Below are 21,883 nucleotides of genomic sequence, written 5' to 3'. Positions count from 1 at the left end.
TAGACTTTATTATTCTTGAATTTTTTATCTAAACTGACATTAGCGCACGTACATCAACCCACCAAGTATGTTTACCATCTAATGAAGTCACTTCAGCATAACTAAATCCACTTGATGTTTTTTCAATTTTACCAACAATAACCCCCCAATTCTCATAACGAGATACTGTCGAATTAGGCACCTTGGTAGTCGCACTAGTGTTATATGGTCCATATAGATATAAACCATCATTACGTGTCCCATTTCGTGTACTTAACGTAGCCGTATAGTTAACGGTTGTTGTGCTTAATATAACATTATTAAGTGCACGCGTGTCTACCCACCAAGTATGCTTACCGTCTAATGAAGTTACTTTAGCATAACTGGCTCCACCTGACGTTTTTTCGATTAAGCTTACTGTTACCCCCCAATTTTCATAACGAGATACTGTTGAATTTGGCATTTTAGTTGCTGCATTCGTGTTATACGGTCCATCTAGATACAAGCCATCATTACGCGTCCCATTTTGTGTGCTCATAGTTGTTACATATTTTACGCTTGTTGTATTTAAAATGATGTCATTAAGTGCCTGCGTATCTACCCACCAAGTATGTTTGCCATCTAATGAAGTTACTTTAGCATAGCTAGCTCCATTTGAAGCATTAACAATCATACTTATTGTAACTTTCAAATTATCATAACGGGATACTGTCGAATTTGGTGTTTTCGTTGTTGCACTTGTATCATACGGTCCATACAAATACAAGCCATCATTACGTGTCCCATTTTGTGTACTCATCATTGCCAATTTATTGACTTGTTGTGTAGAAATAATAACATATGAAAGTGCTCGTGTATCTACCCACCAAGTGTGCTTACCATCTAATGAAGTTACTTTAGCATAGCTCACACCATTAGATGTTTTTGAAATTAAGCTGACATTAACCTCCCAATTTTCGTACCGAGATACGGTTGAATTAGGTTTTGCTGTTGCTGCACTTGTATCATATGGTCCGTACACATACAAGCCATCATTACGCGTTCCATCTTGAGTCGAAATTTTTGCTTTATAATTAACGCTAGTTGTAGATGTAATTGTTGCGTAACTTTTACCTGTCAGCAGATTATCATAATCAACTGAAACATCTAAATAACCAGAATATCCAGGCAACATTGCAGTAGAACTAAATTGCCAAGCACCATAACCTGTATTCCATAAATTATTTGAACTTGGTGAATAAGGATATTGCGCCATCCACGTTTTGCTAGCACCAACAGTACGAATCACTGCATCTCGATATTTGTATGAAACATAAGTATAAACACCGTGGTTAGTGTATCCGTAACTCGATAAAACACTCCAAAACTTATTTAAATTAGCGGCAATATTTGACGAATAAGTTGATCTATCCTCCATATCTGCAAACACACGTATATTACCGCCTAAACCTAGGCTCCTCATCACATTCCCCAAATGCCTAGCTTCATTTGCTGCAGCTATAGCAGTAGCGAATTTAGCATAATGATAAACTTCAACAGTTAATCCTGCATTCCTAGCCATCTGAATCTGACTCCGCGCATATGGATTCGTATAGTTTGTGTTTTCAGTCAACTTGACAATAACGGTCTTAACGCCTAAGCTCTTTAACCTATTAAAATTAGCTTGTGTTAAGCCGCTTTGATAAGAGGAAATATCGACCGCATCAACAGTAGGACGACTCGAGTCACCAATCGTCCAAGTATCAACACTAGCATCTTTCATTGTAATGACTTGAGCAACACCAGTATTATTATAGTCAGTTGTAGCCTGCTCTTTGACATTTGCAATCCACTGTGCCAGAACATCATCCGATAAGCCAGTCGGTATATCATACTCATTTTGTCCCTGATCATTAATGTAACTACTGATTGAACCAACTACAGGAATATATTCAGCTGCACTAGTATTGGAACGTTCGCCAGCAATGTATTGTTCTGCATCACTATTATGTAGTTTACTTTGATCATCAACAGTTGTCGAGGTTGCAGAATTAGCCTGAGCAGTCGTTTGACTGGTTACTGAATTAGCCAAACTAGCAGAACCTGTTGCCATCGAAGGCGTCGCATCACTATCAATATTAGTTGTTGTTGAGTCCCAATTACTAGCTGTAGATGTTTGTGTATCTGTTGCAGCTTCACTAATCGTACTACTTGGAGCTGTTGGGTCATTAGTTGCACTGGCTGCCGTACTAGTAGCAGTTATACTGGCAGATGAGTTATCACTATTATTTGAACTAGTCGCTGCTGTAGCTTCACTTGCCATCTCAGACGTAGCACTAATAACTTCGGATTGATCCGTCACACTATTGGCAGCTATACTATTCCTGAATTATTCACCATAAGTTCTCCAAGTACAGTGTCACCCCGGTATCATGGGCGGTACTGTGTTTTTTATTTTTCACCTTTTTAGTGCAGAAAAAGAACCTCCGATTTGGTATAGTTGATTCACCACAAGTCAGCTATCCACCAAAAGAAAGAGGTCCTTCTCATGGCAACTTTACCGGAAAAACGAGTTAATTTCAATCCTAAATTACATATTTCGCACACTGGTGGTGAACTTTCCACTGATGCTGGGCTAGTGTTGTTCAAAGAATTAATGGCGCAACTCAATTTCACGACCTTAGCGTATCAATTAGTCCATTTTGATGACCAGCGCCATTACGCTCGTTACAGCAACGTTAGTCTACTAGAACAGGTCGTGCTGCAGTTGATCGCCGGTTACCCGGCCGATCTAGCTGCCACCAGTTTGCGCAATGACCCCACATTTAAATTACTATTGGCACAACCGCAATTGGCCTCACAACCGTCGTTATCCCGTTTTTGGCAACGCTGTGACGAGCAGACCATCACCTCATTACAAACGTTGAATCAAGCATTGCTTGACCAAGCGTGGACTGGCGCCAAGCAACAACAGCTGATCCTCGATATTGACTCGACTCACGCCGATACTCATGGTCATCAGGAAAAAACGGCCTTTAATGCGCATTACGGTACCACGGGTTACCATCCGCTGGTCGCTTTTGACGGGCAAACGGGCCACTGTTTAAAGGCTCAATTGCGCCCAGGTAATGTTTATACCAGTACGGATATTGCCCCCTTTATCACACCACTACTACAGCACTATCATCAAGTCAAACCGAACGCTGATATCTTGGTCCGCGGGGATAGTGGCTTTGCGACTCCAGAATTATACGAAACTTGTGAAGCCAACGACACTTTTTACTTGATCCGCCTGAAAGCCAATCGGCGGCTGAACCAACTGGCTGAACGTTTTGTTCAGATCAGTGATGAGCAGAATTGGACTGAGACCGAGGTCCATTATTATCGCGCGTCTTATCAAGCCCGATCATGGCCTAAGCCGCGCCAGATCTATATTAAATCAACTCGACCAGCTGGTGAATTGTTATTTCAACATGAATACCTTGTGTCCAATTTAACGAGTTTTGTCGCCGAAGATGCGTTTCAAGCCTATCATCAACGGGGCCAAATGGAAAATTATATCAAGGAAGCCAAGGCTGGCTTTTACCTGGATAAAATGACTAGCTCGCAATTTATACCAAATTATGCCCGCATGATGCTCAGTGTCCTCGCTTATAATTTAGTCAGCTTGATGCGCCAATTGTTGCCTGTACAACATCAGCGATTACAGGTTACAACCTTGCGCTTATGGCTGTTTAAAGTAGCGGGTAAGCTGGTGACCAGCGGCCGGCAACTTTATCTAAAATTAAGCCGCCACCACGTCTATCAGGATTTGTTTTATCAACTGTTAGCTCGAATCCAAGCGCTACAGTGGGGCTAAACTGGTGCAATAAATCAAAAAAAGTCGGTTCGGCCAAGGGGCAAGTATGCTCAAAATTGAGGATCAAAAATTTATCCAGCCCCATAATTTGGTAGCCTTTAGCAAAAACAGTACATCTTGGTTTGACTACACCATAGCAGCACGAGAATTGGTCCAAAATTGTGCGGTATGCCGATATTAAACCTCGTATGAATAATTCGGGCTATTGTCAGTTATTGCTACCATAGCTGCAGATTGCGAAGAAAGTGCTGCATTACTTAGTTGATAACTATCCGTCACTGAGGCTGCACTGCCCACAGCTTGAGCAGTAGGTTCCGCCTTCGCTGTTGATGATGCTTGACTCGCAGCATCAACAGCAGTGGCTGTAAAAAGAGTAATACCGAGAGCAGTAACTCCAATACTCGCTACTACCCAATGTTTACCTGCCTTATAAAGTTTAAAACGTCTTTTTACGTTACTTTTAAAATTGTAATCATGCACAGATTTTTCCCCCATAAATATAGATATAATACTCTTCCCAAATTGCAAGAACAAATTAGCCACACGATAAATCCTATTAAATCAGTATTTTCATTAATATTCATATTTTATGGACTTAACTTAACCGGCGGAAGCAGCGGAGAAAAGCTCTTTGGGTGTTTGATAGCCAGTTTGCCGGCGCGGTTGATGACGGCATTCCCATTTACCCCCTTCGGCATAAAATTTTACCCCATTAAGCGAAGAAATTGACCAAGTTCTGCAAAAGAGATTGACCAGCCCTAAGGTACCTCTTGTATAATGTGATAGCGCATACATTGCGTAATTATATTATACAGGAGGTTTTTTATGTCCATTCAGTATCGTAAGATTCTTGAGCTCCATGCTCAAAAGGTCGTACAACGGAATATCGCTGCAGCTACAGGTAATTCTCGCCCCAAAATTGCAGAGATCATCAAACGGGCAAAAGAAGAAGTGTTAGTACCACCGTTCACTGATGAAATGGATGACGAATGGTTCGAAGCGCTACTTTTCCCGCATAAAAAGCGTGAGTCTAAAGGCAGACAATTGCCAGATTTTGAACATATCCATACGGAACTAGCTAAGTCTAATGTGACGTTGTCACTACTACACTATGAATATGAGGCAATGTGCCGTCAAAATAATGTTATTCCCTACGCTTACCGCACATTTTGTCAGTATTATCACGAATATGCACAAAAGTATAAAGCGACTATGCGCATAAAGCGTAAGCCGGGAGAAACTATGGAAGTAGATTGGGCAGGTACAACATTGTCTCTAACTGATTCAGATACAGGAGAAATTGTTAAAGCTTATTTATTTGTCGCCACACTACCGTGTAGCCAATATGGCTACTGTGAGGCTCGCTTGTCAATGAAACAAGAAGATTGGTTAGTTAGTCATATTCACGCTTATAAGTACTTTGGTGGGGTTACGGAAATCCTTGTCCCAGATAATTTAAAAACTGGTGTTACCAGGCACCAAGCTGGAGAAGCTGTGCTTAATTCGACTTACCGCGAATTGGCAAGTCACTATAACACGATTATATTGCCGGCACGTGTCCGAACACCTAAAGATAAAGCCAACGTCGAGGGTAGTGTAAAGATCCTTTCAACTTGGATTATCGCTGCGCTACGTAACGAAAAGTTTTTCACATTAATAGAATTAAATCAGGCTGTTAGGGAAAAATTAGATGAGTTTAATTTGCGACCATTCACCAAGAAATATAAAAAAGGTAACCGTAAAGACGCTTTTATTAGCGAAGAGCAGTTCGCATTACAGCCTCTACCACGGGTACCTTATAAAATGGCAACCTGGAAAACTGCCACTGTACAATTAGATTACCACACTAATGTGGAGAATATGTTTTATTCTGTTCCTTACGAATATATCCAGAATAAAGTTGATATTAAAGTTACGAAAGATCTCGTTGAGATCTTTTACAAAGATAGTCGTATTGCCTCACACAAACGACTTTATGGCAAGCTTGGTCAATTCTCGACTAATCATGATCATCTACCAGAGAACCACCAGTTGTATCTTGATTACACCCCAAAAGAAGCAATTAAGTGGGCCGAAAGTATTGGTGAAGCAACAACGGAAGTCGTTCGTTATTTGCTTAAATCGGCAAAAGTGGAAAAGCAAGCACTGAAAGCAACCCTTCGTTTAAAGAATTTTGGCCGTAAGTACTCCAGTGAAGCGATTGAGCAGGCTTGCCAAGATATTATAAAAATTGCCTCAGCACCAACGGTGCCAGTAATCGAGCGTTTATTACGCAGTAGCCAACAACAGGAGCAACCTCACAATGCAAGTGCACAAAACACTTATGGCTTCACGCGTGGCGCAGCCTATTTTGGAATCGAAGGGGAAAAAGATAATGACATCAGATGAAACTAAGCGTAAATTACGAGAAATGCGACTCAACGCTATGGTTGAGATTTTAGAAGTTCAGGAACAGCAACCAGAATACCAACAAATGGATTTTGAAGATAAGTTTGAATTAATTGTCGATGGTGCTTATGCCAGACAGCAATCTAATAAGCTTAGTCGGCTATTACACAGCGCTGATTTTCCGAGTATAGAGCCTGCGTTAGCCGAAATAGATTATTTGCCAGATCGCAAATTGGATCGTAAGCTAATCCAAAAACTAGCAACAGGGAACTACATTCGTGAGCATCATAATATTATTTTGATGGGCGCATCTGGCAATGGTAAAACTTGGCTCGCTAATGCCTTAGGCATAGAAGCATGTCGCCAATTTTATAAGGTGAAGTATGTTCGGCTGCCAGAACTTTTAGACGACTTAGCTGTAGCTAAGCATGAAGCTAATGGAAATTTTCATAAAATATTAGCTCGCTATAAAAAAGTTGATGTTTTAATCATTGACGAATGGTTGTTAACGGAGTTGTCTTTAGAGCAGTCTACCTATGTTTTAGAGCTAGTAGAAAGTCGATTACATCAATCATCAACCATTTATTGTTCACAGTTTGCGCCAGATGGATGGCATAATAAACTAGGTAATCCACAAATAGCCGATGCAATCCTTGATCGCATTATCCATGATGCCTACCCGATTTTAATTCAAGGCGATAAATCAATGCGTGAACGCTATGGATTACGAGGTGACTCTGTATGATTCCAGAAGATGTGCGCAATCGGCTCGCTAGTTACTACTTTCTTAACTCGATAGAAGAAAGCTTTGAAAATAAATTGGTTGATCGGTTAACAATGGCCATGCTTCAAAGCAATGAACAAATTAGTGAGAATGAGCTCGTTGATATTGGTATTAAATTGATCAAAGAATACCTAGAGCAATAACAATGTTTGAACCCACTTTAGTGGGTTCTTTTAGTCGTATGGTCAATTTTCTTCGCATAAGTTGGTCAATTCTTTCGCCGAGTGTGGTCAATTTTTACGCTCACTTGGTTAATTCACGATGCCGCCTTCAGCGGTAAATTGTTTAGCTTTGACTCAACTGCTTGGATATCATGAGGACCCAAAATATCCATGGATAGACCCTTGGGTACATCGCGGCGGATCATTCGATTATGCGCTTCGTTAGTCCCACGCTCAGAGGAACGATATGGATGGGCATAATAAAGGTCAGCGACACCGGTAAGTACAGCGCCAACTTCCGAGAACTCAGCGCCATTATCGGCAGTAACTGACTTCATGATTGATCCGTATTCTTGACAGATCTTGGCCAGCTCATAGTTGACTGAATCGGCATCACGACCATCGATCAAACGTAGAATTGGGCAGCGGGATTGACGCTCGATCAGCGTTAAGATCACACTCTCTTGACCGTTGCGCTTGCCCACCACGGTGTCCAATTCGAAATGGCCGAACTCTTGGCGCTGGTCGATACTTTTAGGCCGTTCATCAATACTCCGTCCGGCCAGACGCTTGTGCTTGATCGAGTGATGATGTTTGGCACGGTGGCGCTTTTTTTCGAGTAGATCAAGATTACGGACTTCAAGTAACTGGGCATCAATATAGTGGTATAGCGTCTTGGTCGAGACCATCTCCTCAGGTTGATATAAGCCTTCAAGTTTGGCCCGTCCTACTGCTGCATCAGGCGACCAACCATCTTGACGCAAATGAGTCGTAAAATAGTCGATAAAATCAGCGACACCGACGAGTTTCAAAGGTCGATGACAGTGGGCTCGATTAGCTTCGTACTTAGCTTGTGCTGTTTCTGGTGAGTATACAGCGTAATATTGGCGTTGACCATTCACTTTTTTTACTTGGTCGATCTCGCCGCGGCACAATTCATTATTGATTGTTTGATGACAAACATTAAGCGCTCTGGCAATTGCACGATTGGAATAGCCTTGGCTGTGCAGCGTAGCAATTCTGCCTCGTTCAAACGAAGTTAGGTGCTGACCTTTTTTTCTGACTGTGGTATTCTGTTCTTGCATCAAGACAATAACCTCTTTCATTGTTTGTGTAGGAACATCAATGATAACAGAGATTTGTCTGGGTGTTTTTTATTTTATCAATTAGCTAAAAGTATTTGGCTAACTTGATTATAAAACGCGCGATATAATACTCTTTAACTATAACTCAATTTTTAATTGTTTTTTCAGATAATTGAAAAAGTCACATTTTTTTCAAATTCACTAATCAGCATCCTTTAGAATCATTATTAATGATTCTTGCTAAGACTATAAACGTATTTTTTATTATAATGATTGAATAACTTTTTCTATAATTTCCTTATCCACAAGCTCATCAAATTTTCTAGAAAAAAAGTAATTACCTTGGCTAACACTTTCTAACGTTGGCCAATCCTTTATTGTCCAAGTATGCGGATTACCATCCCACCAATTAATATAACGCAGATTTCCTTGTACATCTTCTGGATGATCCAATACTCCTTTTATTGCATAGACTCTATCTTTAAATTTTGAATTAATTACTAATGTGTGTATAAAGACTTCATCGCAAAGAATAGCACTCTTAAAATTCATATTAATCCAGCCTTCCTTGCTTAATATAAACTCGACCAAAGAATGATCAATACTAACCCATTGCGACCCATATCCCAACGGACAATCTAACTTATTAAGCCCAATTTTAAATAGATGTTCAAATATGTGCTCAAACTTTCTATACAAGCGATATAACTTTTTTCCAATTCTAGATTTAAAAGTCCTACTGGATATATCAGGAAATAAATGAACGTCTAAACGATCGTTTATTTTATTTTTCTCAGCAATTGACTTATCAGAAAAGGTTAGAAATTCCTTGCCCGCATTTTGTTCAAAGAAAGCATGAATTTTATCTTGCGATTGCAATGGTAGATCAAGCCCTGACAGCAAATGATAGTATTCATATTTTTTAGGCGCGGCAGCCTTAAACAATGATAATTCGGCCCGAATTTGAGAAAAACTTCCCCAAAATATTTTTATTGGATCTACTAAAATAATTCTTGACTTCTTAATCACACTAGTTAGTAAACTTTGATCTTGGAAATGTGATTTAGCATCAATTAATAAATAAATATCATTACGTTCATCATCTAGTGTCCTCAACAAAGTTTTTAATTGATCAAAATTACGATCGGCAATTATTAAATATGCATGCATAAACTTTCCCCCTATTAATCTAACCCAAATAAAAATTAAAATATCGTTTCTACAATAGATATTACGCTTAAATACAACAAGGCTAGGCAACAAATAATATTGTAACCTAGCCTTGATTATAAGAAAACTCCAGCTATACAATTAAACTCTCCACACTACTGCCAATACTATCGCCACTAATATTATTAGTAAGAAGGCACCAAACCAATAAATTTTTTTTGAAAATGGGTATGAACCATCACGATAAAATCCTTCATTTAAATATAGACCGCTATGCTTTTTTTGTTGCACATCTTTAACTTTAATCATACTCTGTGCTAATTTCATATCCTTTGATTTATTCACCGATAAATCTTGTTTATGATTTGACTTATTAGTTACTTTAATTAAAATATTTCCTGAATTAGCTTTCAATTTATAATAGCCATTCTGCTGACCAAATAATATGCTCTTATGTGTTTTTAAATCAATCAATGTAGTATGAAAATGGTCATATTTTGATCCTAAATTTAATTTTAAATACTTAGGCGCCACACTCAATTTAAAAGTCTGTTCAATAGACTCCTGTGGCTTTAATTTTATTGAATCAGTTCTAAAAAATGTTTGTTGTTGTATGGCCACATAATTACTATTTTTGAATTCTATTAAACTATAGTTTCCAATCAAGAAAGTCCCAATTATAGTCATAATAAGGGCAGTAATCAGCCATTTACCGCGACTTGAGTGACCAACTAATACAGTTATTTCATTCTCTAAATTATTACTTAGAAATGAGTAAGCTGCAAAAACAAATATCAACGGTAAAATTAAATATAAATATCTATTTTCTACTTCCCAGAGCAGAATATGGAACATATAAAGACCAATGAAGAAAATTAAAAACATATCAAATAATGTCACAGACATACGTCTTAAAAACATATAGCCAATCTGAAACGCAACCAGAATTATCGCCACGGTGTAAACAATTTGTGCTAGATAAGACATCAAATTTCCATTTGTTCCACTCAAATAAGTTGTAATTTTAGAATATTTTGGATATATGGAGAAATCACGCATTATTATGCCAGCATTTCCGCTGGAATACATTACGTTAGTCTTATCCAAATATTGTTTCAAGACACCACTTAATCCTAATGAACGAATTTCATCTTTAATCAGTTTCCTGTCAACTTTAACCTTGTTCTTAACACCCTTAACTCTGCCTGTATAACTCCAAGTATACTGATTCGATTTCACTGTTCCCTTAGAATATTTATTGTAGGATAAAGCAATCCAATATTCAGTTGGAAATTTCACTTCACTATTTTCAGAATACTCGTATTGAGACTGAATCTTATTTTGAAAAAAAATTCCCAATCCCATAACAATAATTAATATTAATAAAGACTGAGCCAATTTTTTCCAACCATACTTGAAAAAAATAAAAATAGGTATTGTAATAACAAAGATAACCGCATTTGTTTTTATTAGTGTTCCGCAAACAATTAAAATAATCCCGCAAAGAAGATGTATAAGATCCCATTTATTATGTGCACCTAGCTTAGAAAGCTCCCAAAAACTGAGCACAACAAAAAATGCTGCTATAGGATCAGTATAAGAATAAAAATTAACTACGTAAAATGGTGCATAAAATAAAATAAAGGTCCATAATACTATTTTTGCTTCAAAAGAAACAATATTATCAAGTATTTTAGTCCCCATGACTAGTGTTACAAAAGTAATTAATGTGATAAATAAATTAAACAGCAACCAAGTATCAGTTATTCCAATCAATCTAAAGAATCTAATTATCCAACTAAAAAAAATCGCAATATTAACATTATTAGGCCACACATGAAAATAACCCGACCAATTGATATCACCAGCAGCTAACTTATGTGCTTGCAATCTAACATCTAAATCATCAACACCTTGAGCACCTTGAACATAAAAATCAAAGAATAGCTGCAACAACAGCCACATACACATCAGAATCCATAGTACTGCACGTTGCTTCTTTAAAGACAATCGCTTCAGCCAACTGACAAGCAAACAAAGTACAGCAATTAGCATCACACTACCAATAACAATATTAAACGCTGACAAACCTATCTTAGAGCCAAAAAAATTATTTGTAAAAAAGATTGCTTGTACACCAATTACTATAAATATCAATAACGCTAGAACCCGCATTATTTGCACTAGAGTTAACTTAATTCTTATCTTGTTTGAAACTAACATATTCAATATTCCTCACTCATAGTGTTTTTCAAATCATAAATCGTTTTGCCGACTGAACCTAATAATATTGTCTACTTAATCTTCTGTTCGGCCCATTTAGTCGAATATTGTTTTCCAGCAACAATATCATATTGAATCAACTGGTAATCATGATATAAAACTTTTTGCTTCTTAGTTAATGCCTTATATTTGATCAGTTTACTATTTTGCCCAACAAAAACATTTCCACCATTGACTGCATTGATTTGCGATGTCGATGGATTAGTTGTCATTGCAGGTAAATCTTCGGTTACTTTAGTTATAAGCGCATAGTATGGAGTTATTTTACTATTAGCATTATCAAGGGCAAGTGCTGAAAACGAATAAGGACTGACTAATCTATTTGTGTATGATAATTTGTGATTTTTGTTATTGTATATAAAATAGTCCGTCTCATGGAGCTGAATTGGGTACTTATTCATTAAATTAGACTTATATAAGGATGCTAAGTGATCTCCATACCAAACAACTGTAACCGGCCTATCTAATTTATCTAATTCCAAAATAAATTCCTTCAGCGCTCTATCAGTATAATAAATTCCCTGCGTATATGTTTGGACACTGGAAGCATTAGCCGAATCAAATGCTGAACCGGTAATTTTAAATTTTTTACCGTTTTTATAGTAATTAGTGTATGGCATATGATTTTGCATTGTTGAGAGCTGAATAAACTGTGAACCTGATTGAGCTTGATTTACGATTTTCATGGTTTGTTTGTATGCCGAATCATCAGAAACATAAGGACTTGTTCCTAAACGCTTCTTGTAACTGATTTTATACTTACTGCCTTCATAATAGAATCGGTTGAAACCAAATTTTTTAAAGACCTGCTTACGATTATATAGGCTAGCGTTAAAAGGATGGATAGCAATCTTAGAATCAAATAAATTTGTAAAAGCTGGTGCCGTTTTTTGTTGGTGCACTAACTGAGTGTACGGTGTTGGTAATGTTGGTGACAAATTACTGATTGATAATCCCGTCAAAGCCTGCCACTCCATATTAGCAGTACCTCCACCGTATCCAGAACTTAACATTAACCCAGAATCCGTAGTTTTTTCTAAATTACTTAAATATGGTATGGGATTCGGTGTAACTTTCATTTCTGGTATTCTATTGGGATTACTGAAACTCTCACTTAAAACAAAAATAATAGTTTGGTTACTCAGGCTATTAGTTCGCTTTCTATTGATTACTTTAGCCTGACAATCGTATTTAGCCATTATCGATTGTATTTTTACTCTAGAATAACCCGCGGGCCTATCCATAATTTTCACATCTAAATTATTAATAAATTGCAGTATTGGTCCATTCATCTTAGCACCTGTTGTTTGATCATAAAACCAAGAACTTACATTAAAAGCCTTAAAAACGATGTACGGTAAAGAATTTTCATGATTAACCCAAAAACCACCAGTAAAAAATATTAACATCAGAACAATTATCAAACCACGCTTTTTCCAAGCGTATTGCGGATACATTCCACCTAAATGTTTTTGTAAAATTAAACTAGCTGTAACTAATATAATAATTAGTAAGCTAGCTGCAACAATAATGACTGGACTGATCATTTTAGCAATCTCACTAAGAGCAGTAACCATAGATAAATCGGCTGGTAAAATTGGCTCATCACGTAAACTAATTTTTAGGAATTCAGCCACGGTAATAAAAATTGACACTCCAATAGTAAAAAGTAAAGCTGGCCAAAAACGATTGATTAAACTATATAATAACCAGAAAAAACAAGTAAAAATAATTGTGCTTAACAATATTGGACCTGATGAAGTTTTGAAAATATTTTTTACGATTTCAATTGAAAAGCTAGTTGTAGCCAAAGAAGAAATGAACATCTGTACAAAAGTAAAGAGTACTCCATTACAAATAACGAGTAAGATTCGCCAATTATCACGAATTTTCTTTTGAAATAGTTGCGGTAATTGAGTAAAATCAGAAAATTTTTTTATTGGAAAGTCATCGATCAGTCGTTTAAATATTTTAAATCGACTAATTATCGCAAATATTGCAGTTAAACAAGTGACTAATACAATAAATACCACTAAATAAATAACAATCAATAATAACCATTCAAGAGAGCTCAAGTTCTCCTTAATAAAAAAGCTTTCATTTAAAAAGCTCGTTACAATTGGAAGACAAGAAACAAAATAAGCAATCATGGCAAACCAATTAGGCCAATGAGCTTTGTTTAAGTTAAAAAAAGAAATTCTTGATATTTGAATTAGAACACCAAATATTGCAAAACTAATCAAAGCAACATTTAATGAATGAATAGAAAAAAAGCGTCCACTTAAGAGATTTGGAGTAGCTGTGATTGAGCTGAATCTTAAAATGATGGCGGCAACGCCCAATCCAATAACTATTGTAGAAACTGCCCACCTACGCGTAATCCATTTATATTCGCCATTAGCAATCAAAATTCCAAATACGTAGAGCACACCCACCCAAACAATATTATTAGCATCACTTATTCCCCAGACAGATTTCGCAAAAATAAAGGGAATAATTAGAGTAAACCAAGTTAATAAGAAAGCTAGTGTATGTCGGGCTGCCTGCGAAATGTGTGCTAAACCTTGTGCTAAAATTGGACCTAAGGAGTACCAAATAAGCATTGAAGCAGCAAATGGAAAATCGGCGTGACTAATAGGAACGAACATTAGCCATAGATCTTTTGCAGAAAAGCGATGAAAGAAAACAATCCCGATAATAACACTAGTAGCAACTGTCAATCCTAAATAAAGCGCAATTTTTACTAACTTACGTCAAGGATATTTATCATTCATAGCAGTATAGCCAAGATATAGAGCCAAAAGATTTGTTCCAATACTGCTAATAATGACTAATAACCAATAAAATAAATAGCGAATTCCCAAACCATTATTTGTAGGTGGAGTTACACTGCTAACTAAAATATAATGTAATAAAATAAGAACACCAGCAAAAAATGGAATTATCGAAGCTTTACTTATTTTTGATTTCAAAAAGAATCATCACTTTCACCTGTTTTTACCTAATCTTAAGTACTAATTATACGCCTACAATAAAAGAGAAATTATTTGGTATTCTAGCACTAAACTATAAATAAAAATCTTAGTTGTAATAATTAACAAACTAAGATTAATTAGTATATAACAATGTCACAATCAATTATTCTTATTACTGAACTTATCAATTTTTGGATTAAAAATAACACCAGCAAAAAAACCTTCTGTAATAATACCAAGTTTACGTAATTTATGTTGGTTATTGACAAAGATAACTTTAAAATTTAGTAAAATAATTCTAAGAATATATTTTACTAAATACTTCATACCTTTTTTTCTAAACCTATAAAACTTGTTTCTTACATCATAATAATATCTAGATATGCGGTTAGGATCATCCGTTAGAATATTCACCTCAACATTATCTTTCATTTTATGTATTACTGTACTTTTAGGTACAAAATAACTAGCATAGTGTTGAGAAATCCGTTCAGAATATTCAATATCATCTCCCCAAATGAAGAACTCAGAAATTGGATAACCTACTTTTTTTATTGCTTGGGCGTTAACATACATTGAAACAAATGAAGCATGCTTTAACTTCACTAACCCGTTTGTCATCTGACTATTCCAAACTTTATCAACCTCAGGAATATTCATCAAGCATGGATTACCATCCGTCCAAAGAACATTACTGGACAAAAAACCATATTTGTCTTTCAACTGTTCTTTTGCACTCACTAATTCTTCCAAAGCATTAGGCTTAACAATAGAGTCATCATCCATAATCCAAACGGCCGTTGGATCATATTCCATTGCTGCTTTAATGGCTCTATTAAATCCACCAGCTCCACCCAGATTGACAGTTGAAAATATAGGATGAACTCGCGAATCCTCAATTGATTGCAAATATGTTTTAGTATCATCATTACTGCCATTATCAAACACGACAATACCATCTAATTTAACAGTTTGACTCAATAGCGCATTCAAACATTCAACTAACATTGTTTTTTTATTAAAAGTTACAATCACTGCAATATTCTTCAAAACTTTTCCACCTTAATCTTGTTTGTAAAAATGATAAAGCTTCTCAACAACATCATTACGATCATACCCCTTAGCTTTCAAAATTGTTGTTGCTGACTTTCGATTCAATAATGATTGCGCCTGTAAAATTCTTTGTGCAATTTGAATATCATTATCATGTAATGAAAAGGCAAAGGAAGTGGGTAACAACTCAACTTCTTTTGTAATACTGTCAGAATAAAAAACAGGTATTCCATTAGCTTGCGCTTCAACTAAGGCAATTGGAAGCCCCTCATAGTGCGATGGAAAAATTATGAAATCTAGTGCATTCAAGAGTTGAGCTACGTCATTACGGTGCCCTAAAAAATAAACAGCCTCTTCTAGACCAAGTTCATTAACCAATTGTTTGACCTTGTCTTGTTCAGTACCAGTACCAACTAACAATAAAACACTATTCCTATTACTCTTATATATTTCAGAAAAAATTTTGACTAAACGTTGTTGATTTTTTTGATAAACAAAACGACCCACATGACCATAAACCGTCTTGTCAATTAAATTTAATTTCTTGCGATACGCTGCTCGCGTTGCGCCATCGTATTGAAAATCCAATAAATTAACACCGTTGTTAATCTGCTTATATGGTGCTTCATCAAAAAGCCAGGCAGCTGCTAAATCAGAACAAGCAAAACGAATAAATCGTCCGTGTTTAACAATTTGTTTACCAATATTATGAATACAACGCTTTATAAAACTATTGGTGACATCATCGTTATATGAATTATGCGAATGCAGAATAATATTATTTTTATTCTTTAAGAAAGGTAGATAAAAGACACGAACAAAATTGTCTAAATGTATATGAACATAATCATAGTCTGTCTCTACTTTTTGACTAATCCGATACCAATCTGAAAGGTAACCAAAAAAGTTAGATTTTAGACTATGAATATTTATAATATTAAATTCCTGTGGAATATTAATTCTAGTGAAATCGGCACTCTTCTCTTCAACCAACAGATCAATTGAAACATCTGTTTTCTTAGCTAATTCACGATAATAGTTAAGAATCCATTCCGAAATTCCGCCGCCCTGTTTTAACGTCCTACAAACTACTAATATTTTCATTATAATACTCCAGTATTGTTGGCTCTATTCTGTAGCTGATTAATAGAATCGATGCAGAAAAAATTTTATTTACTATTGGTTGAGGGATGATCAAAATTTAAATCATCTTTTATTTTTGTCGTTGAAATGCCCTCTGTTCTTGGTAGATAAATCACTTGACAATACTCTTTTAGAAAATCAAACTGTCCTTTCCAATCATCACCCATAACAAAAATATCTACATGATATTTTTTAACGTCTGAAATCTTTTGCTTCCAATTTTTTTCCGGAATAACTTGATTTACATAACGAATAGCTTCCAAAATATATTTACGATGTTCATAACTATGGTAAGCTTCCTTATGTTTTTGAGCATTAAATTCATCCGTTGACAAACCAACAATCAACTGATCACCTAACTTACTTGCGCGCTCTAACAGTCTAATATGTCCCCAATGCAATAAATCAAAAGTTCCATAAGTTAATACAGTCGTCATTTAAATCATCCCAATTTTTATAGTTTAGTTAAAAGTTATCCGGCACCAATAATTTAATGTTTTTAAAGCGTCTAGAAAATAAATGATTCGGAATTATTTCGAATTATCTAGTTGATTTCTAATGATTCTAAACACTGCAAGATAAAAAAAGAAGATCACAAAATAAATATTATCACTCCATGAGAATGTAAATAAGGCTAAAACACAAAACATGAATAGTGAGTAAAAAAAGCTCTCAATCAAAACCTGATAAAGCGTGAGTTGCTCATTATCCATGAAAGATATATCTTGATACAATTTAACCGCAGTTTTGCATTTATGATAAATAAACATACCCACTGGTACTACCCCAACAAGACCAAATCCTGCTAGCCATCCTCCCCATACACTCAATACTGGATAACCAGACTGTAAGAAAACATTTTGAAATTCCCAGTTACGAATAGTATCTTTTGGAACAAATTGGAAATTATAAAAGCTAGTAAAACCATCACCAACACCAGTTAAAGGATAATGTAAAAATGTCAATAGTAATCCAATAGTTCCGCCGAAACGATTAGAAGTTCCCTGTTTTTTAAAAAGATAATTATTTAATAAATCTTGAACATATGGAACCCCAAAATAAAGAGCAAATACGACTATTATTACAAAAAAAGCGACCTTTACCATTCTTTTTCGTTGTTTACCATTTGAACGAATTAATAATATGCAGCTAGAAAGTATGATAACCACAATACCAGTAGTAGTCTTAGCAAAAAATAAAACGCCAAAACTTACTATTAAAAACAACATATAATATTTCGTTGTTTTTGAATCGACTCGATTCTTGAAAAAAGAGAAATTATAACGAATGGCAGCTAAGACAAATGGCACAAACACTATACCTAATAAAGCAGCCAAAAAACTTGCCTCTGATGAAAATCCATTAACCCGATGTAATGTTGTTACATAACTCCCCATCCGATAAAAATCATCACGTCCAATATATCTTGCCTCAAATAAATTACCTACTAAATTAACCCAACCATCAAATATATGACTTACGGTAGCAACAACTTGTGGCAGTAACACAAAACACATAAAACCAATAAATATTTTGATTGTACCACGTACAAAACTTAAAATTTGCGTTTCACTATCAATTAGTAACATCAGTAAATAATAAATCAAAAATACATTTGCCACAAAAAGAATCGCATTTACAGAACCATTAAAAATTCCTCGTGTGAAATCCGGTTGTAGCGTTTTATAGTAACTAAAACCAATCATTAACAACTGATCCAATATAACAATAAAAGTCCAAAAAACTACTTTTGAATTCAAAACAAGTTTATTAAATTTGTTTGGTCGTAGCCAAATTTGCCGACAAAATATAACAAAATAAAGATAAACGGGAATAGACGTCATTGTAACTGGAATCGATGATCCATATGTCTTCGTAAAAAGACCAATTAAAACTAGCCATTGTGCCACAGAACCACCCCTCCAATCATAAAGTATCGTGTATTTTAGTCTTTACGGTTTATCAAAACACCAATTATAAATTCAATAAAAATTCCTAACACAGCACCAACAATAGCACCATACAATAATGGGTTTTTACCACTAAAACCAGAAGTAGTCACACTTTTACTTTTTGCCTTAGATATAACTCTTACTTGACTTGTTGAAGATATAGTATGAATTTGTTTTTTAAAAACTTGAGCAACTATATTAGCTTGCTTTATCGCACTACTCTTTGAACGATCAGAGGACTGAATATTCAAAATTAATGAATTAGTTTTAGTTATTACTGCAACTTTTTTTTGTAATTCAGTAACGCTTTCACTACGTGAAGTACTTTTCTTTAATTGTTTATGTACTTTTTCCATCACTTTATCAGAACTAATGAAGTCCTGATAAGTAGGCATTAATTGCAATTCCCCACTGATCTGTTGTTCAAGATGATTACTACTAGCATGTTTTTGTTTTACTATGACCGTGGATTTTGCTGTATAAATAGGTTCATACTTTTTTTGAGCATATGTTCTACTTAAAAAACCACCAATTATTAATAAAACTAATGGGATATACCAGAATCTTAAAATAATTTTTAATAGGTCTCCTAATGTAAGTCTTTTTTCCATTTGCTAGCATCTCCTTCAATATAAAACACCTTACAATTACTGAAACACGACAAGAAAAATCTTAAAATTTATTAGCATAGATCTAATTTAAAGTTTTAAGGTTGAGGCCGTAAAATAAACTAGAGTTTAAAAATGATCTCTAATATTTTTACTTTTTTAATAACGACTTAATCGCCTTATAGTCTAAATCCAGCCGCTGATTATACTCGTGGTTAAACTCGTGTTCAATAGACAACTCATAAGTATTACTTAGGCTTACTCCAATTTGTTGTTCTAACTCTTGTTGCGAATAGGACTTAGGTAAATTAAGTTCCTCAGGATCACGGTAAAATCCGCGCAATTTGCGATACTCTTCTAAATCGTACAAATACAATATAATTGGTTTTTCCAGTAATGCAGCATCAAACACTAAACTAGAATAGTCGGTAATCAAAAGATCCGTAGAAATAAACAACTCATTTAAATCTGGATACTTAGATGCATCAAATATATGATCACTATTCTCGGTTCGTTCAACAAAATAATGTCCCCGAAAAATAAAATTATACTTCTCATTCATTCGCCGAAAAAAATCATCATCAAACGGCACTTTAAAATCGTTATGACCAGCTACTTGCTGATACTCCCTAAAGGTAGGCGCATATAATATACTCTTTTTATTTGGATCAAGGCCTAACTGTTGCACAACTCTCTGTTTAATTGCTTCCTTTTCATGATCAGATGTTGTCACAAGCTCATAGTTGCGCGGTAATCCAGTGATTTTAATTTGTTTTGTATTTGGAAAAATATGTTTAAAAATATCATGATCATATTGACCAGAAGAAAGTAAAAGATCAAAACTAACTTTACGATACCAATTCCGTGGTAGAAATTCTAAGTGAGCTTCATCAGGTCCAAGATGTTTCAAAGGAATCCCATGCCAACTATTTATATAAATGTGCTCAGCATTTTTAAAAGGAATTAAACGTTCGATCGAAGTATTAGAAATCCAATATCTTGATTGAAGTAATTTAATGAAATACCGAAAACTGTCAATCGATAATTTTTCATTCTCAGGGATTTCTGGAAACTCTCCTGGCCTTTGAAACCCCCATAGAAAAGTATAATCCTTAAATTCAGGATCTGCTTTTAACATTAAATAAATTGCTTTGGGGCTATCACTATATTGACGCCCTGAATAACTAGTTAATAAAATTTGCTTAGAGCGGACAGATACCACATGCGATAATAAAGCTAAAATACAACGCATAATCTGAAAATAGATATTTCCAATCAAGTCACTATGCTTAATAAAATTCTTTAAACGGCTCATTATTTTTCCTTCCCAAATTGCAAGAACAAATTAGCCACGCAATAAATCCCGGCAAGACAGTATTTTCATTGATATTCATATTTTAAAGATTCAATCTTTAGCCAGCGGCAGCGGAGAAAAGCTCTTTTGGGGTTTGGTAACCTGACTGCCGGCGTGGTAAGTTGTTTAGCTTGGCTTCCACTGCTTGGATATCACTAGGGCCTAAAGTATCCATGGACAGGCCCTTAGGCACATCACGACGGATCATTCGATTATGCGCCTCATTTGTGCCTCGTTCTGAAGAGCGGTAAGGGTGGGCATAATAAAGGTCGGCAACCCCGTCAAGCACCGTCCCCGCCGCTGCGAATTCTGCCCCGTTGTCAGCGGTAACGGACTTCATGATGTGCCCGTATTCTTGGCAGATCTTAGCCAGTTCGTAGTTGACTGAATCGGCGTCACGGCCATCAATCAAACGCAGGATCTGACAGCGAGATTGGCGCTCGATCAGCGTTAGAATGACACTTTCTTGGCCGTTACGTTTACCGACTACGGTATCCAACTCAAAGTGACCGAACTCTTGGCGCTGATCAATACTTTTAGGTCGCTCTTCGATACTTCGTCCGGCCAGACGCTTATGCTTGGGTGAATGGTGGTGTTTGGTGCGGCGCCGGTTTTTTTCGAGCAGATCAAGATTACGGACTTCAAGTAGTTGCGCATCGATATAGTGGTATAACGTCTTGGTCGAAACCATCTCCTCAGGTTGATATAAGCCTTCAAGTTTAGCGCGGCCCACCGCGGCATCAGGCGACCAACCGTCTTGGTGCAAATGGGCCGTAAAGTAGTTGATAAAGTCAGCGACACCAGCGAGTTTCAAAGGTCGATGACAGGACATTCGGTTAGCTTCGTATTTGGCCTGTGCCGCTTCTGGCGAGTATTCGCGGTGATATTGCCGTTGACCGTTCACTTTTTTAACTTGGTCGATCTCACCACGGCGTAGTTCATTACTGATTGTTTGATGACAAACGCCGATAACTCTAGCAATTGCGCGGTTAGAGTATCCTTGGCTGTGTAGCGTGGCGATTCTGCCGCGCTCAAATGAAGTTAGGTGGTGACCTTTTTCTCGGACTGTGGTATTCTGTTCTTGCATCAAGACAATAACCTCTTTCATTT

17 protein-coding genes are annotated in these 21,883 nt (G+C 36.0%); 4 read left to right on the top strand and 13 right to left on the bottom strand.

The window, feature by feature from the left end:
* Positions 1-28 precede the first annotated feature (28 nt).
* Positions 29-2,281, bottom strand: coding sequence for a GW dipeptide domain-containing protein (locus tag LC20001_RS05605; protein WP_145955956.1), 2,253 nt, complete (start codon positions 2,279-2,281; stop codon positions 29-31).
* A 225-nt stretch (positions 2,282-2,506) separates the two neighbouring features.
* Between LC20001_RS05605 and LC20001_RS05600 the strand changes: the two genes are divergently transcribed.
* On the top strand, positions 2,507-3,817 hold the full coding sequence (locus LC20001_RS05600) for an IS1380 family transposase (protein WP_099267129.1): 1,311 nt from the start codon (positions 2,507-2,509) through the stop codon (positions 3,815-3,817).
* A gap of 177 nt (positions 3,818-3,994) precedes the next feature.
* On the opposite strand, the gene LC20001_RS05595 is transcribed toward LC20001_RS05600, so the two are convergent.
* Positions 3,995-4,297 (bottom strand): KxYKxGKxW signal peptide domain-containing protein, encoded by a 303-nt coding sequence (locus LC20001_RS05595; protein ID WP_056943378.1) that lies wholly within the window; start codon positions 4,295-4,297, stop codon positions 3,995-3,997.
* 345 nt (positions 4,298-4,642) lie between these two features.
* On the opposite strand from LC20001_RS05595, the gene istA reads away from it, so the two are divergent.
* Genes istA through LC20001_RS05580 form a run of 3 tightly spaced genes read left to right on the top strand, consistent with a single transcriptional unit; the run spans position 4,643 to position 7,132 of the window.
* A complete protein-coding gene (gene istA / locus LC20001_RS05590) occupies positions 4,643-6,205 on the top strand; it encodes an IS21 family transposase (protein WP_099267128.1) in 1,563 nt (520 codons plus the stop codon).
* Positions 6,192-6,950 (top strand): IS21-like element helper ATPase IstB, encoded by a 759-nt coding sequence (gene istB / locus LC20001_RS05585; protein WP_003680852.1) that lies wholly within the window; start codon positions 6,192-6,194, stop codon positions 6,948-6,950. Before istA ends, istB begins: the two co-directional genes overlap by 14 nt.
* A complete protein-coding gene (locus tag LC20001_RS05580; protein ID WP_056943351.1) occupies positions 6,947-7,132 on the top strand; it encodes a hypothetical protein in 186 nt (61 codons plus the stop codon). The genes istB and LC20001_RS05580 overlap by 4 nt, the downstream gene beginning before the upstream one ends.
* Before the next feature lie 113 nt (positions 7,133-7,245).
* Here the strand turns inward: LC20001_RS05580 and LC20001_RS05575 are convergent, their stop codons facing one another.
* The 11 genes from LC20001_RS05575 to LC20001_RS05525 form a co-directional block, all read right to left on the bottom strand.
* Positions 7,246-8,235 carry an IS30 family transposase gene (locus LC20001_RS05575; protein ID WP_425319779.1) on the bottom strand — a complete coding sequence of 330 codons (990 nt, stop codon included), beginning with the start codon at positions 8,233-8,235 and terminating at the stop codon, positions 7,246-7,248.
* A gap of 264 nt (positions 8,236-8,499) precedes the next feature.
* Positions 8,500-9,405 carry a beta-1,6-N-acetylglucosaminyltransferase gene (locus LC20001_RS05570; protein ID WP_003681017.1) on the bottom strand — a complete coding sequence of 302 codons (906 nt, stop codon included), beginning with the start codon at positions 9,403-9,405 and terminating at the stop codon, positions 8,500-8,502.
* Between the two features lie 141 nt (positions 9,406-9,546).
* Entirely contained in the window at positions 9,547-11,628 is a 2,082-nt protein-coding gene (locus LC20001_RS05565; protein WP_010009602.1) for a glycosyltransferase family protein, read from the bottom strand.
* Positions 11,629-11,699: 71 nt separating this feature from the next.
* Positions 11,700-14,336, bottom strand: coding sequence for an LTA synthase family protein (locus LC20001_RS05560; protein WP_056943318.1), 2,637 nt, complete (start codon positions 14,334-14,336; stop codon positions 11,700-11,702).
* 486 nt (positions 14,337-14,822) lie between these two features.
* Positions 14,823-15,713, bottom strand: a complete 891-nt coding sequence (locus LC20001_RS05555; protein WP_010009532.1) for a glycosyltransferase family 2 protein — start codon at positions 15,711-15,713, stop codon at positions 14,823-14,825.
* Positions 15,714-15,725: 12 nt separating this feature from the next.
* Positions 15,726-16,820 carry a glycosyltransferase gene (locus tag LC20001_RS05550; protein ID WP_010009531.1) on the bottom strand — a complete coding sequence of 365 codons (1,095 nt, stop codon included), beginning with the start codon at positions 16,818-16,820 and terminating at the stop codon, positions 15,726-15,728.
* 65 nt (positions 16,821-16,885) lie between these two features.
* Positions 16,886-17,296 carry a glycerol-3-phosphate cytidylyltransferase gene (tagD, locus tag LC20001_RS05545; RefSeq protein WP_003678381.1) on the bottom strand — a complete coding sequence of 137 codons (411 nt, stop codon included), beginning with the start codon at positions 17,294-17,296 and terminating at the stop codon, positions 16,886-16,888.
* A 93-nt stretch (positions 17,297-17,389) separates the two neighbouring features.
* The gene (locus tag LC20001_RS05540; RefSeq protein ID WP_010009529.1) at positions 17,390-18,769 is read right to left on the bottom strand and encodes an O-antigen ligase family protein; all 1,380 of its coding nucleotides are present in this window, start codon (positions 18,767-18,769) and stop codon (positions 17,390-17,392) included.
* A 35-nt stretch (positions 18,770-18,804) separates the two neighbouring features.
* Positions 18,805-19,422, bottom strand: a complete 618-nt coding sequence (locus LC20001_RS05535) for a YveK family protein (RefSeq protein WP_010009527.1) — start codon at positions 19,420-19,422, stop codon at positions 18,805-18,807.
* A 148-nt stretch (positions 19,423-19,570) separates the two neighbouring features.
* Positions 19,571-20,734: a CDP-glycerol glycerophosphotransferase family protein gene (locus tag LC20001_RS05530; RefSeq protein WP_235804465.1), complete on the bottom strand. Its 1,164-nt coding sequence runs from the start codon at positions 20,732-20,734 to the stop codon at positions 19,571-19,573.
* Between the two features lie 97 nt (positions 20,735-20,831).
* Entirely contained in the window at positions 20,832-21,860 is a 1,029-nt protein-coding gene (locus LC20001_RS05525; protein ID WP_169925064.1) for an IS30 family transposase, read from the bottom strand.
* Positions 21,861-21,883: the final 23 nt, after the last annotated feature.

It is taken from the genome of Loigolactobacillus coryniformis subsp. coryniformis KCTC 3167 = DSM 20001, from assembly GCF_002706425.1.
Lineage (GTDB): Bacteria > Bacillota > Bacilli > Lactobacillales > Lactobacillaceae > Loigolactobacillus > Loigolactobacillus coryniformis.
Note: the sequence above shows the minus strand (reverse complement) of the source record. Positions and strands in the feature narration are given on the sequence as shown.

What these genes read in the sequence shown, in the direction of transcription:
- LC20001_RS05605 (WP_145955956.1), bottom strand. Translation starts at nt 2,281, where the DNA reads ATGGCAAGTGAAGCTACAGCAGCGACTAGTTCAAATAATAGTGATAAC.
- LC20001_RS05600 (WP_099267129.1), top strand. Translation starts at nt 2,507, where the DNA reads ATGGCAACTTTACCGGAAAAACGAGTTAATTTCAATCCTAAATTACAT.
- istA (WP_099267128.1), top strand. Translation starts at nt 4,643, where the DNA reads ATGTCCATTCAGTATCGTAAGATTCTTGAGCTCCATGCTCAAAAGGTC.
- istB (WP_003680852.1), top strand. Translation starts at nt 6,192, where the DNA reads ATGACATCAGATGAAACTAAGCGTAAATTACGAGAAATGCGACTCAAC.
- LC20001_RS05580 (WP_056943351.1), top strand. Translation starts at nt 6,947, where the DNA reads ATGATTCCAGAAGATGTGCGCAATCGGCTCGCTAGTTACTACTTTCTT.
- LC20001_RS05575 (WP_425319779.1), bottom strand. Translation starts at nt 8,235, where the DNA reads ATGCAAGAACAGAATACCACAGTCAGAAAAAAAGGTCAGCACCTAACT.
- LC20001_RS05570 (WP_003681017.1), bottom strand. Translation starts at nt 9,405, where the DNA reads ATGCATGCATATTTAATAATTGCCGATCGTAATTTTGATCAATTAAAA.
- LC20001_RS05565 (WP_010009602.1), bottom strand. Translation starts at nt 11,628, where the DNA reads ATGTTAGTTTCAAACAAGATAAGAATTAAGTTAACTCTAGTGCAAATA.
- LC20001_RS05560 (WP_056943318.1), bottom strand. Translation starts at nt 14,336, where the DNA reads ATGTTCGTTCCTATTAGTCACGCCGATTTTCCATTTGCTGCTTCAATG.
- LC20001_RS05550 (WP_010009531.1), bottom strand. Translation starts at nt 16,820, where the DNA reads ATGAAAATATTAGTAGTTTGTAGGACGTTAAAACAGGGCGGCGGAATT.
- tagD (WP_003678381.1), bottom strand. Translation starts at nt 17,296, where the DNA reads ATGACGACTGTATTAACTTATGGAACTTTTGATTTATTGCATTGGGGA.
- LC20001_RS05535 (WP_010009527.1), bottom strand. Translation starts at nt 19,422, where the DNA reads ATGGAAAAAAGACTTACATTAGGAGACCTATTAAAAATTATTTTAAGA.
- LC20001_RS05530 (WP_235804465.1), bottom strand. Translation starts at nt 20,734, where the DNA reads ATGAGCCGTTTAAAGAATTTTATTAAGCATAGTGACTTGATTGGAAAT.
- LC20001_RS05525 (WP_169925064.1), bottom strand. Translation starts at nt 21,860, where the DNA reads ATGCAAGAACAGAATACCACAGTCCGAGAAAAAGGTCACCACCTAACT.